Raw genomic sequence first — 12,951 nt, forward strand, 5'->3', positions numbered from 1 at the left:
GAGACCAGCAGCCCTCGGTGCCCGCAAGGTCGATGTTCACCGGTTCACCTCCGCTCGCGCGGAGACCAGTCGGGCCCCGAGTTCGGTCGCGCCCCATGACGCGGTTCACCTCCGCTCGCGCGGAGACCAGTCCAAGATCCGGCAGATTGAGCGCGGTCGCGGCGGTTCACCTCCGCTCGCGCGGAGACCAGACAAAGGAGGGGGGACCGTGAAAGCCGGACAACGGTTCACCTCCGCTCGCGCGGAGACCAGGCGTTGAGGGCGTTCGGTGTTGGGTGGCCGGCCGGTTCACCTCCGCTCGCGCGGAGACCAGTGGGGCACCCCGCGGGCGCCAACAAGCCGGAGCGGTTCACCTCCGCTCGCGCGGAGACCAGCGCCACGCCTCCACCCCGTCTAGAAGGAGCTGCGGTTCACCTCCGCTCGCGCGGAGACCAGGAGAACCTGCCCCACGGCTGGGACTCGATCGTCGGTTCACCTCCGCTCGCGCGGAGACCAGGTGTTCTCGGCCTCAAGTACCGCGTTCCCGTCCGGTTCACCTCCGCTCGCGCGGAGACCAGGAAACTCGCGGCTGGCGCAGCCACAACCGCAACGGTTCACCTCCGCTCGCGCGGAGACCAGACTTGCTGACCTGGGATTCTACGTGGGCTTTGCAGTCTCTTTACCGTTGGTGGAGGCGCGGTGCATGGGCCCAGTCTATGAAGGCTGAAGGTGCCGATGGACCTCCTGTTTGTGCAGGTCGGGCTCGCTTGTCAGTGGGGGCTGTTAGTCATGGCGTCATGATGAAGCGCGACGTTGCTGTGCCGGTGTGCATGACTGTGGACGTCAGGTTCTGGGGCAAGGAGCGGGGCCTGCCGCGGCCGTATCCGGTGGTCTGTCACCTCCTGGATACCGCTGCTGTCTTCGGGGCGTTGTGGGATGTGCTGCTAGGGGAAGGGGTACAAGAGCGCCTGTCTCGGGCTCTTGGTCTGTCACCGGGGGAGGCGCGGTCGGTTCTGTCGTTCTGGGCGGGGCTCCATGATCTAGGGAAGATCACGCCGCCGTTCCAAGCGCAGGTTCCGGAAGCGTTCTCCGCGGTGCGTGGTGATGCCGCATACGCGTGTGCTCAGGGTGCAGAGCGGGAGCGGGCGTTCCGGCATGAGACTGCTACGCACTGGGCGCTGTCGCAATTGCTGGATGAGGCAGGCTATCCGGGGGCGCGGCGTACGTTGCGGCTGGCGGTGAGCCATCAGGTGGCCCAGTTGCTCGGCGGGCACCACGGCTGTTTCGGTCCAGTGCTCGAGGCGCGAAAGCTGGCGTCGGCGAGCGACTACCAGCCGGGGCTGGGGGAAGAGGGCTGGGCCCGGCAGCGTGCGGCACACTTTGCGGAACTGCGTCGTGTCACTGGTGCTGCTGCGGTGCCGCGGCATGGGCTGCCAGCTGAACTGGCTGTGATCGTGGCTGGGTTGGTGGTGGTCGCGGACTGGCTGGCTAGCCAGAAGCAGGCGATCATCCCCCTGATGCCGAGATCGGGCTGGCGGGGCACGCCCGATGACCTGGAGGCCCACTGGATCCAGGCGCGGAGGGCTGCTCCCGGGCTGGTGCGCAGGGCGCGTCTGGGGCGCGTCGACTTCACCGTTGAAAAGTTCGCGGACATGTTCCCGTTTGAGCCCAATGCCCTGCAGGTCGATCTCGTCGGCCGCCTCCCGTCGCTGGTGGAGGACAGGGGCTCGGGTCTGCTGCTCGTCACCGCTCCGACGGGTGACGGCAAGACCGAGGCCGCCCTGTACGCGGCCTCGGTCTTGGGTCGCTCGGCCGGCGCCCGGGGCCTGTATTTCGCCTTGCCGACGATGGCGACCGCGGACGCGATGTACCCGCGGGTGCGGGAGTTCGCCCGCGGGGCGTTGAGCGGGGAGCGCGCACTGACACTGCTGCACTCCATGGCCTGGCTCAGTCCGGCTTACCGCGACGACGGGCAGATGAGCACGGCCAACTCCGGTGAGGAAGCGGTCAGCGCCGATCCTGCCACCGAGACGGAGGCGGGAACCTGGCTGCGCGGCGCCAAGCGCGGCTTGCTCGCACCGCTCGGCGCGGGCACGATCGACCAGGCTCTCGCCGCGATTCTTCCGCTCAAGTACAACGCGCTGCACCTGTTCGGGCTGTCCGACAAGGTCTTCGTCGTCGACGAGGCCCACGCCTACGGGCCGTGGATGCATCAGCTGCTGTGCCGACTGCTGGAGTGGCTCGGCGCGTTCGGCGCACCGGTCGTACTGCTGTCGGCGACCCTCACCGGCCGTACGGCGCGCTCCTTGCTGGACGCCTACCGCCGCGGTGCTGGCCACAGTGAGGCGTCGGCGGTCGAGCCCTGTTACCCGGGGTGGCTGTATGCCGATGCCGCGACGGGTGAGGTCTCTGTGCCCCGGCACACGGACAGTGGTCGTGCCCGCACCCTGGACGTCGAGCTGCGCCACGTTGCCTGGGACGTCGGTGACGGGCCCGTCACGCCTGTCCGGCCCGGCGGGCGGCGCGCTGCTCTGCGCGAGGCACTGCGTCCCGTAGCCGAGGACGGTGGCACCGCCCTGGTGTGCTGCACCACGGTCGCCGAGGCTCAGCGCACCTATCGCGACCTGCGTCGCGCGTTTCCTGAACTGGCCGACCGCGACGGCGGTTTGAGGCTGCTGCACTCCCGTTACCCCGCCAAGGTCCGGCAGCGCATCACCGCCGAATGCGAGGCGGCATACGGCAAACCGGGGGGTGAGGGCGACGTGGCCCGGCCGCGTGAGGCGTCCATCCTGGTCGCCACCCAGGTCGTGGAGCAGTCCCTCGATCTCGACTTCGACCTGGTCGTCAGCGACCTCGCCCCACTGGCCCAGCTCCTGCAGCGTGCCGGCCGCGGGCGGCGCCACCAGCGCGGTGCCGCGGGTCGGCCCGCCTGGGCCCTGCCCGAGGACCATCCGCGGCTGGTGGTCCTCGAACCCGTCGACGCCGAGGGCATCACCCAAACCCCGCGAAGTTGGGGGACGGTGTACGACGCCGGGCTGCTGCGGCGCACCGCGGTCCTGCTCGCCGAGGAGGCACGCGGCGGCCTCGCCGTACCGGGGGATGTGCAGCGCTTGATTGACGGTGTGTACGCGGAGGAGTTCGTCGACCGGCTGCAGGAGGCGGCCGAGCGGGAACTGCGCCGTATGGACGCCGAGCGTGAGGCGGGGGAGATGGCCGAGGCGCACCTGGCCCGCATGGTGACGATCTGCGCGCCCGCCGACGTGGCGGGCAACCTTCATGAACTCAACCGCCGGGAAGCTGGTGTCACCCAGGATCTGCTGACGACCCGTCTGGGAGCCGACAGTGGCCGCGCGCTGTGCCTGTACGAGCAGGCCGACGGTGCACTCACGCTTGACGAGGCAGGGGACGTGCCGTTGCCGGACGGCGTCGGGCTGTCCCGTGACGACCTGGCCCAGATCATGGCCCACGTAACCCCCGTGCCGGGCCGATGGCTGCAGGGCGGCGAAGGCCACCCGCCACCCAAGGGCTGGGACAAGCAGCCCGTCCTCAAGGATCTGGTGCTGCTGCGGATGCAACCGGACACCAGTGATCGCGAGGGCGGCGGCGTGACCTGGAGCGGCCGCCACGGCACCCGCACCATCACGATCTCTGAGGTCGGCCTCGAAGCCGACTGAACCGATCAATTCCGGTCACTTCACCCGAAGTTGGATCCCTTGGACAGGAACCTTGCCCACGATGGAGGACGCACACAGCCCTCTGGAGCCGCAGGGCCGGTGCCAGCCCGCTCGCGCGGGCACCGGGGCTGGGTGTGCTCGCTCCCATGGACCGGAACCGGCTCACCTCCGCCCTCGCGGAGACCCCAGCCGCCATTGTGCCCGCCGATACACCACGATCAGGAGCCCCATGCCCTCCGGTACCTACAGCCTCCTCGATGAGCGCTGGATTCCGGTCCGCTGGACCGACGAGGCCCACCACGCCAGCACCACCCCCCTCCCCGCCCGGGTCGGCCTGCGGGAACTGCTGCTGCGCAGCCACGAGATAGCCAGCCTCGACATCGCCAACCCGCCCGCGCACGCCGCGCTGCTGCGGATCCTGTACGCCGTGACGGCCCGAGTGACCGAGCTGGACGAGTCCGTCCCCGGCGACTGGGGCACACGACGGGAGACCGTTCTCGCACGGGACTGCCTGCCGGAGGGCGGGATCAAGAGCTACTTCGACCGCTACGGCGAGCGGTTCTTCTTGTACGACCCTGCGGGCGGCCGACCCTGGATGCAGGATCCGCGCCTGGCCGAGCAGTGCGACACCGGCAACACCGCCGGAGTGAACAAGCTGATCATGACGCGCCCTTCGGGCAATAACCACGCCTGGTTCGGGCACGGCAGCGACACGGCCCCGGATCTCCCGGCCGTGCCGGAGGCGATCTTGAACCTGCTGGTGTGGCACTACTACGGACCTCCCGGCCAGTGCTCCGCCCGCAAGGTGAACGGGGTTAAGAGTTCCAACACCAAAGCCGGGCCGCTCCGCAGCGCTCTGTCCTACCACCCTGAGGGTGACACGCTCTTCGTGACCTTGCTCGCGGGCCTGGTGCCGCCCGAGGCCACGGTGCGACGTGAGGAGGACCTGTGCCCCTGGGAGTGGGAGCAGCTCCCGGACCCCGATGCCGCACCGCCGGTGCCGAAGGGCCCCTGCTCGCAACTGACGGCCTGCTCCCAGCACGCGCTGCTCCTCGTGCCGGACGAAGAGAACCCGAGGCTGGTCCGGGACGCTTTCATCACCTGGGCGTATCGCAACGGCCGTATCCCTCGCGCTGACGACTTCCTGATCTGGCAGTTCAAGCAGGACAGCGAGCCGTCTGCGCGTCCGGTCGAGTCTCATCGCGCGCTGTGGCGCGACCTGGACGCGCTCTTGCTCAGGGAACCCTCCGGCACCGTCCAGCTCAGGCGGCCACGGGTGTTCTTCCACGCCGTTGAGGTCTCGGAGTACCTGCGAGTGCGCTCTCTCGGCTTCGATCAGGAAAGGGCGCAAGTCAAGGACACCCAGTTCGTCGACGGCACGACACCCCCCATTCTCGAGTTCGCCGAAGAGCGCGCCCCGCGCACCGCACCGGCAGTGGGCCGGATGCGCCAGCTCGGCGAGACGTACGGGCGCCGCCTGGAACAGGCGGTCAGGAAGGCGTGGGTGGAATACCTCCAGGATTCCAAGGCAGAAGGTGACGCCTGGGCGGCTGAGGCCGCGATCCACTACTGGCCGGCGGCAGAGGCCGAATTCTGGTCACGCTTCGGTGGCTTGGATCCCACCGGCACCGCTCTGGACGCCGGATTCGATCCGGCAGCCACCCGCTCGGCGTTCCTGCGCCTGGCCCTGAAGGCGTACGACGCCGTGACCGGCCCCGTCACCGGCACCCAGCGCGGCGCCAAGGCCGTGTCCCAAGCCCGGATCGAGCTCTACGGCGGCCCACGCAGAACGAAGCAGAAGCAGCCCGCCTAGCCCCTGGCACCCAACGCGAAGGATCACGAACACCGATGAGTACGCACAACAGCGCCGACACTGCCGACGCGTCCGCGCAGCGGCGCGAGCGCCTGCTGCAGTACACCGCAAGGATGGAGCAGCTCTGCCGGGACGACCCGGGAGCCCGCAGCGCCCTGCGCAGCGGACTGCGCCGCGCTCTGAACGACCGCCGCTCCTACCGGATGCACCGCTTCATCACTCCCTGGCTCTCCCGGCATGGCGTGCACCGGGAAAGTGCCCAGCGGGCCTACTACACGGTGGCTGCAATGATCGCGTCCCAGCCGCGCAGCAGCCCCGCCTCCACCGTGGCTGATGAGGAAGCCGGGTCCGGCTCTGCACCGCCGGCAGACCACACCGCGGCCGCGGAGGAGCCGGTCAAGGAGAAGCGCGCCGCACGGTACGGCCAGAGCCTGGGCGCGTCCTTCGCAGTGGCCGTCACCGGAAGCTCGGTGAGGGACAAGGAGATGCGCGAGTCCACGGCCGAGACCCGACTGAACCTGCTCACCCGGCAGAGCACCGAGGGACTGCACCGCCATCTGCCCGCCGCCGTCGGCTACTTGCGCGACCTGGACGTCCCCGTCGACTGGGCCCAGCTCCAGGACGACCTGATGGCCTGGCCGTACCACTCCGGGCGGATCGCCCGCCGCTGGCTCCAGGACTACTACCGGCGGCGCGACGAAGCCCTTCGCCAGCAGGCCGACGACGCCGACCGTGCCGACGCCACCGCAGCCGTCGCCGATTCCTGACAGAACCAGAACCGCCTTTCCACCCCCTGCAGCACCACACCGCTAGGAGACAGCCATGATCCCTATCGCCCGTTTCATCGACATCCACGTCCTGCAGACCATCCCGTTCGCGAACCTCAACCGCGACGACACCAACTCCGTCAAAACCGTCCAGTATGGCCATGCGCTGCGCACCCGGGTCAGCAGCCAGTCCTGGAAGCGTGCCGTCCGCGCCCTGTTCGAGGAGCAGATCGGCCAGGCCGCGCTGCGCACCCGACGCATCGGAGAGCGCGTCACCCAGGAACTCCAGCGCCGCGACTGGCCGCAGGAACTGGCCCAGCGCGCAGGCGCCCACATCGCCGCGGCCAGCAGCATCAAGTTCGAACTCGCCAAAAGCTCAGCCGAATCCAAGCAGACCGTCCCCAACAAGGCCCTGACCAATGCCCTGGTGTACGTCCCCGAGACCGCGGTCACGGAGCTGGCCGACCTCGCCGCCGAGCACCGCGAGCATCTGAACACCGCCAAGGACATCAAGAAGCCCACCGACAAGAGCGTCCTACCCAAGGACGCGGTCGAGGCCGTCCTGCGCACCCGCAACGGGGTGATCAACCTCTTCGGTCGCATGCTCGCCGAAGTCGACGACGCCAGCGTCGACGGAGCCCTACAGGTCGCCCACGCCCTGACCACCCATGAAACCGACGTCGAACTCGACTACTTCTCCGCCGTTGACGACATCACCGCCGCCTGGGGCGACGCCACCGGCAGCGGTCACATGGGCCACGCCGAATTCAGCGCGGGCACCTTCTACCGCTACGCCACCGTGGACCTGCGCGACCTCGCCCACAACATCGGCGACGACCCGCAGGCCGCCCGCGAACTCACCACGGCGTTCTTGACCTCCTTCATCGAGTCACTGCCCCAAGCCAAGAAGACCTCCACCGCCCCGCACACCATCCCCGACCTGGTCCACATCTCGGTGCGCTGCGACCGTCCCCTGTCGTATGCGGCTGCCTTCGAAGAGCCCGTCCAGGCCCGCGCCCAGGGCGGCTTCGCCGAGGTCTCCCGCACCCAGCTCGCCGACTACGCCCAAGCCGCCAACACCCTCCTGGGCACTGGCCGCATCCTGCGCTCGGGCTGGGCCGGCCTGGCGGCCAAGGAACTCACCGGTCTCGGCGAGCGTCACACGTCCTTCGACGGCCTGGTCACCGCTGCCCTGGACACCGCCCTCGCCCAGAACACGGCCGGGGCCACCGCATGAGCCCCGGCACCGAGACTGGCACCGCGCCCGAGGCCGGACTGCTGCTGCGGCTGGCCGGGCCCCTGCAGTCCTGGGGGGAACGCAGCCACTTCAACGACCGCGACACCGCACGCTTTCCCACCCGTTCCGGCGTCATCGGTCTGCTCGCCGCCGCCCTCGGGCGCCACCGAGGACAACCCCTGGACGACCTCGCCCGCCTGTCGCTGACCGTCCGCACCGACCGCCCCGGCGTCCTCCTCAGAGACCTGCACACCGTGGGCGGCGGCCTGCCCCCCAAGGCCACCGTCACCACAGCAGCAGGCAAGAAGCGCTCTGGCGACAAAGCCACCGTCCTCACCCACCGGATGTATCTGGCCGACGCCTCCTTCACCGTGGCCCTCACCAGCGCACCCGAGGACACCCCCGTCCTCGACCAGTTGGCCACCGCCCTGCGCTCGCCGCAGTGGCCCCTCTTCCTGGGCCGACGCTCCTGCCCGCCCGAAGGCCCGCTGCTGCTGGGAACCACACCAGACGCCCTGCGCCACCTCCTGCTGCTGCCCATCGCAGCACCCCGACCCACAAACGGCGCCACCGGCATCGACTTCCTCTCCGACCAGCCACTGGACCGCCTTCCCCTCGACGCGATCGAAGCGACAGCCACCTCCAGCCCTCTGGACGGCGCACACCCCTCCAGCGAGGTCAACGACCAGCCCGTCTCCTTCCACCCCCGCACCCGCGCCTACCGCACCCGCCCCCTGTACCGGCGCACCCTCACCCTGCCCGCCGACCAGTACGCGGGCCTGGGCACCGCCCACCTCAACGCTCTCGGCACCTACGTGCACCAGCACCTGAATCACCCAGAAAGGAGCCGTCGTTGACCACCACGTGGCTCACCCGCATCGTCCCCGACCCACGATCCCCCCACGCCCAGCGCGACCTCACCGCAGCCGACGCCGCCGTGGGCCTGCACCGCCGCCTCATGGCGCTCTACCCCACCGACGCCGGCCCCGACCCGCGCGCCCAATTCGGCGTCCTCTTCCGCACCGAGGACACCCCCACCGGCCCCCACATCCTCCTCCAGAGCACCCACGCCCCTGACCTCTCCCGCCTGCCCGACGGCTACGGCACCTCCCACAGCCGCCCCCTCGACGCCCTCCTGGACGCCCTCAAGCCGGGCCTGACCCTCCGCTACCGCTGCGTCGCCAGCGCCGTACGCAAACCCGGCGCGACCACCCGCGAGCTCTACAACCTGCCCGCCGTCGTCCCTCTCAACGGCCCCGCGGCAGACGAATGGTGGCTACGCCAGGCCGACGCCTCAGGACTCAAACCCCTCACCCTCCACTCCCAACCCCTCGAAGCAGCCCAGGGCACACGCGGCCCCCGCAACACGGACAAGCGACACCGCATCCGGCACGCCCGCACCCGCTTCGACGGCACCGCCGCCATCGTCGACCCCGCCCAGCTCCGCAAGAAGATCATCGAAGGCATCGGCCGCGGCAAGGCATACGGCTGCGGCCTGCTCAGCATCGCCCCCGCACGGAACCCCACATGACCTCCACGACCCCAAAACCCCCACCCAGCACAGCGGATGCCCGGCGCAAACTCGCCGCCCCCACCGTCGCCATGCTGCCCCGCATCGCCGACTCCCTGTCCTTCGTGTACCTGGACATCGTCCGCATCCACCAGGACGACACGGGAGTCTGTGCCGAGGTCACCAGCGAACGCCGCGGCACCGAAACCATCTACCTGCCAACCGCCGCCCTCAGCTGCGTCCTCCTCGGACCCGGCACCTCCATCACCGCCCGCGCCCTGGCCACCTTCGCCCGCCACGGCACCACCGTCCTCGTCACCGGATCCGGCGGCGTCCGCTGCTACGCCGCCGCCCAGCCCGACTCCCTCACCACCACATGGCTCGAACGCCAGACCCGCGCCTGGGCCGACGACACCCGACGCCTGGCCGTCGCCACCGCCATGTACGAAAAGCGCTTCGGCAAGGACACCGTCCCGCCCGGCACCACACTCGCCCAACTACGCGGACTGGAAGGCCAACGAGTCAAGGCCCACTACCGCCTCCTCGCCCGCCAACACAAGATCGGCCGCTTCCGCCGCACCTACGACCCCGCATCCTGGGACACCCAGGACCCCGTCAACCTCGCGCTCTCCTCGGCCAACACCTGCCTGTACGGCATCGTCCACGCCGCGATCCTCGCCCTGGGCTGCACACCCGCCCTCGGCTTCGTCCACAACGGCAACCAGCAGGCATTCGTCTACGACATCGCCGACCTCTACAAAGCCGACCTGACCATCCCGCTCGCCTTCTCCCTGCACGCTTCGCCCAACCCCGAAGCCGAGGCCCGACGCTCCTTCCGCGACGGCCTACGCCTGTTCAAACTCCTCCCGCGCATCGTCACCGACATCCAAGACCTCCTCGAACCAGGCACCACCCGGGAGGTCCCCGACCCCGAAGAACACCTCGTCGACCTCTGGGACCCCATCGCCGGCCCCATCCCCGGCGGCACCAACCACGGAACCGACACCTGACACCACAGCCCAAGGAACCCAGCCCGTGGCCTCCATGATCGTGCTCTCCGCCACAGCCGTCCCCGACCACCTCCGCGGCGCCCTCACCCGCTGGCTCCTGGAGGTCACTCCCGAGTTGTACGTAGGCACCGTCTCCGCCCGCGTCCGCGACGAACTCTGGGATGCGGTAGCCGCATGCACCGGGGACGGGATGTCCGTTCTGGCCTACCCCAGCGACAAGGAACAGGGCTTCGAACTCCGCACCGCAGGAACACGACGCCGTACCCCAAGAGACTTCGACGGCCTCACACTCGTCGCTACCAGCAAGATGGCAAAGGAACTGCAATGCCCCGATAGCTTCGCAGGTCACGAAGCCTGCTCTCCGCGCGAGCGGAGGTGAACCGGCGAGTCCCTCGGCTGCGGCGGTCATGGCCATCTGCTCTCCGCGCGAGCGGAGGTGAACCGTTGAACAAGCGCTTCCGCAATGGCACGTGGTTCTGCTCTCCGCGCGAGCGGAGGTGAACCGCTGTACGAGGTCGCCGCCCACGTCCAACTCTCCTGCTCTCCGCGCGAGCGGAGGTGAACCGGGTGCGGCGGGACGTGTCACGGTGCCTCCCCACTGCTCTCCGCGCGAGCGGAGGTGAACCGGCGCTCAGTTGACCGGCACGCCGTCCTGGCTGCTGCTCTCCGCGCGAGCGGAGGTGAACCGGCGCAGACACCGCCCGGCTCGACTAAAGAGACCTGCTCTCCGCGCGAGCGGAGGTGAACCGCGACGTTCGGGACCCGCCCCGTTGGATTTCCACTGCTCTCTGCGCGAGCGGAGGTGAACCGATGAGCCCGATCTTCGGCAACACATTCCTCGTCTGCTCTCCGCGCGAGCGGAGGTGAACCGCCGGAGGCCGCCGCGTGAGTCCCAAACGAGGACTGCTCTCCGCGCGAGCGGAGGTGAACCGGACCACGGTGTAGAGGATCAGAGGGGTGAACGCTGCTCTCCGCGCGAGCGGAGGTGAACCGCCGGGCTCTCCGGCCCAAGGGTGGACCGCCTCCTGCTCTCCGCGCGAGCGGAGGTGAACCGTCACTGGTGGTGTGCACGCAGGTCGCAGAGGCCTGCTCTCCGCGCGAGTGGAGGTGAACCGTCACTGGTGGTGTGCACGCAGGTCGCAGAGGCCTGCTCTCCGCGCGAGTGGAGGTGAACCGCTCGTCCACGACCATGCGGCCTGGTTCGAAGCCTGCTCTCCGCGCGAGTGGAGGTGAACCGACCCGTCGCGTATAGAGGAGACGTTTGGGGTCCTGCTCTCCGCGCGAGCGGAGGTGAACCGGAGTCGGACCGGATCGCGTCCACCGCGGCGATCTGCTCTCCGCGCGAGCGGAGGTGAACCGAGAACATGGTCAGATCCTGGCACGCGGCAGCCCTGCTCTCCGCGCGAGCGGAGATGAACCGGCGGCAGGCGACGCCTATACCGCCACGATCGACTTGTCTCCGTGCGAGCGGAGGTGAACCGAGGCGGTAGCAGCGCCGGGCCGTCACCATCGCGTGCGCTCCGCCGACGCCGGTGTTGATCCGGTCGTCCCGCTGCTCTCCGCGCGAGCGGAGGCGAACCGGCGGATGCCGCCTCGGTCGTCACTATGGAGCCGGAGGACCCCGGTACAGCGGATTCCTCCGACGCGTATGGCTTTGATCCGCCTGTTCGCTGTCAGTGCTGCGATCTAGAGTGGTTCCTGAGGTCGGGTCGTATGCGGGGAGCCCGGCCGTACGGGGAGGGTGTTGTGGCGGAGAGCGGGGCGGTGGACCCCGAGATGCTCAAGGCGCAGGCGATCGCGACCGCGATGGTGGTGGCTGCCACGCCGAAGCAGTTGCGGGTCGAGGGCGAGACCCTGTCGACGTTCAAGAAGCGGGTGGACCGGCTGCTCATGCAGCTGGAGAAGTCCAAGGCCGCGCCGAAGAACATCGCCAACGGCATGTTGCCGTCCGGGCGTCTGGGGGACTTCGACGAGGCTCAGGATCTGCACAAGGCGTATCAGCACGTCCATGGTCAGTTGGAGAGCCTGTCGAAAATGTTGGGCCTGCAGATCGAGGCCTTGGTGACCACGGTGGACGCGTCCAAAGCGGGCTATCAGAACCTGGACGCGGAGGTGAAGGACCAGTTCAGGCGCATCCGTACCGAGGCAGACGCCATTACGGAGAAGTGGCACCGGCAGGAGGCTGAACCCCGGGGCCGCGGCGACGCTGGGGCTGGTGCCGGGGCGTCCGAGCCGGCACCGGAGCCGACGGACAAGGAAGCGGGGGGGCTGTGATGTCGGTCTCCGACTGGATAAAGGACACGCAGGACCGGGTCGTACGTTCCGGCATTACCGCCCGCTTTCAGACGTACGACCCCGAGCAACTGTGGGCGATGGTCTCAGCCGCGGACGGCTCCACCCCCAAGGAACTGGGCGATCTGCTGACAGCGGCGGCGAAGACGATCCGCCAGATCGGCAGCGACCTGCGCGACCACAGCATGGCGGTGGAGTGGGACGGCGAGGCCGGGGATGCCTTCCGCAAGTGGTGCCACAAGGCCGCGATGACGACGCTGCGCCTGGGTGACTACAGCGAGTCCGCCGGCAAGTGGATGAGCCACGCCGCCGACACCTTGTATGAGGTCAAGCCGCAGATCGAGTCGCTGCGCAACCAGACCAAGGCATCGCAGGCGATCCTCAACGCCCACTCGGCCAACAACGCGGACGTGGGCAACCACGGCGGCGGCTCGTCCGACGCCGAGGTGAAGAGCGCGAAGTCGCAGTACTCCAAGGACCATGCGGATGCGGCCCAGTTGATGACGAAGCTGGCCCAGTCGTACTCGGCCTCGACAGAGCAGATCCAGAAGCTCGAGGCTCCCAAGTTCCCCGAGCTTCCGGAACGGTTTGTACCTCAGGCGAAGAACATCGACTCTCGAGGTGATCTTGCGCGCGATGCCTACACTGGTGCGTCTACACCGTCGCCTG

9 protein-coding genes, 1 pseudogene and 2 CRISPR repeat arrays (1 of these 12 cut by a window edge) are annotated in these 12,951 nt (G+C 69.1%); of the genes and pseudogenes, 9 read left to right on the top strand and 1 reads right to left on the bottom strand.

Annotation, left to right across the window (positions count from 1 at the left end):
- A CRISPR array of direct repeats spans positions 1-619; the repeat unit is 30 nt; unit sequence CGGTTCACCTCCGCTCGCGCGGAGACCAGG; it begins 1,241 nt to the left of the window's first position.
- Positions 620-776: 157 nt separating this feature from the next.
- From ACWD10_RS18420 to ACWD10_RS18460, 9 genes and pseudogenes are all read left to right on the top strand, one after another.
- Positions 777-3,653, top strand: a complete 2,877-nt coding sequence (locus ACWD10_RS18420) for a CRISPR-associated endonuclease Cas3'' (protein WP_451092124.1) — start codon at positions 777-779, stop codon at positions 3,651-3,653.
- A 229-nt stretch (positions 3,654-3,882) separates the two neighbouring features.
- Entirely contained in the window at positions 3,883-5,466 is a 1,584-nt protein-coding gene (gene casA, locus ACWD10_RS18425) for a type I-E CRISPR-associated protein Cse1/CasA (RefSeq protein ID WP_451092126.1), read from the top strand.
- 35 nt (positions 5,467-5,501) lie between these two features.
- Complete coding sequence (gene casB, locus ACWD10_RS18430) at positions 5,502-6,233, top strand: type I-E CRISPR-associated protein Cse2/CasB (RefSeq protein ID WP_451092128.1); 732 nt, start codon at positions 5,502-5,504, stop codon at positions 6,231-6,233.
- A gap of 55 nt (positions 6,234-6,288) precedes the next feature.
- Positions 6,289-7,470, top strand: coding sequence for a type I-E CRISPR-associated protein Cas7/Cse4/CasC (gene cas7e / locus ACWD10_RS18435; protein WP_451092130.1), 1,182 nt, complete (start codon positions 6,289-6,291; stop codon positions 7,468-7,470).
- Positions 7,467-8,327 carry a type I-E CRISPR-associated protein Cas5/CasD gene (gene cas5e, locus ACWD10_RS18440; RefSeq protein WP_451092132.1) on the top strand — a complete coding sequence of 287 codons (861 nt, stop codon included), beginning with the start codon at positions 7,467-7,469 and terminating at the stop codon, positions 8,325-8,327. The genes cas7e and cas5e overlap by 4 nt, the downstream gene beginning before the upstream one ends.
- The gene (gene cas6e / locus ACWD10_RS18445; RefSeq protein ID WP_451092134.1) at positions 8,324-9,001 is read left to right on the top strand and encodes a type I-E CRISPR-associated protein Cas6/Cse3/CasE; all 678 of its coding nucleotides are present in this window, start codon (positions 8,324-8,326) and stop codon (positions 8,999-9,001) included. Before cas5e ends, cas6e begins: the two co-directional genes overlap by 4 nt.
- 71 nt (positions 9,002-9,072) lie before the next feature.
- Positions 9,073-9,990: a type I-E CRISPR-associated endonuclease Cas1e gene (cas1e, locus tag ACWD10_RS18450; RefSeq protein WP_451092375.1), complete on the top strand. Its 918-nt coding sequence runs from the start codon at positions 9,073-9,075 to the stop codon at positions 9,988-9,990.
- A gap of 25 nt (positions 9,991-10,015) precedes the next feature.
- Positions 10,016-10,321: pseudogene (gene cas2e / locus ACWD10_RS18455) on the top strand (type I-E CRISPR-associated endoribonuclease Cas2e); the annotation flags it as partial.
- Between the two features lie 23 nt (positions 10,322-10,344).
- Positions 10,345-11,571: a CRISPR direct-repeat array (repeat unit 29 nt; unit sequence CTGCTCTCCGCGCGAGCGGAGGTGAACCG).
- 165 nt (positions 11,572-11,736) lie between these two features.
- Positions 11,737-12,264 carry a hypothetical protein gene (locus tag ACWD10_RS18460; protein WP_451092136.1) on the top strand — a complete coding sequence of 176 codons (528 nt, stop codon included), beginning with the start codon at positions 11,737-11,739 and terminating at the stop codon, positions 12,262-12,264.
- 289 nt (positions 12,265-12,553) lie between these two features.
- Here ACWD10_RS18460 and ACWD10_RS18465 read toward each other — a convergent pair whose 3' ends face one another.
- Positions 12,554-12,847, bottom strand: a complete 294-nt coding sequence (locus tag ACWD10_RS18465) for a hypothetical protein (protein ID WP_451092138.1) — start codon at positions 12,845-12,847, stop codon at positions 12,554-12,556.
- Between the last annotated feature and the right edge of the window lie 104 nt (positions 12,848-12,951).

This window comes from Streptomyces sp. NPDC002851 (assembly GCF_053591935.1).

Coding starts and splice junctions, on each gene's coding strand:
- ACWD10_RS18420 (WP_451092124.1), top strand. CDS start 777: ATGATGAAGCGCGACGTTGCTGTGCCGGTGTGCATGACTGTGGACGTC.
- casA (WP_451092126.1), top strand. CDS start 3,883: ATGCCCTCCGGTACCTACAGCCTCCTCGATGAGCGCTGGATTCCGGTC.
- casB (WP_451092128.1), top strand. CDS start 5,502: ATGAGTACGCACAACAGCGCCGACACTGCCGACGCGTCCGCGCAGCGG.
- cas7e (WP_451092130.1), top strand. CDS start 6,289: ATGATCCCTATCGCCCGTTTCATCGACATCCACGTCCTGCAGACCATC.
- cas5e (WP_451092132.1), top strand. CDS start 7,467: ATGAGCCCCGGCACCGAGACTGGCACCGCGCCCGAGGCCGGACTGCTG.
- cas1e (WP_451092375.1), top strand. CDS start 9,073: ATGCTGCCCCGCATCGCCGACTCCCTGTCCTTCGTGTACCTGGACATC.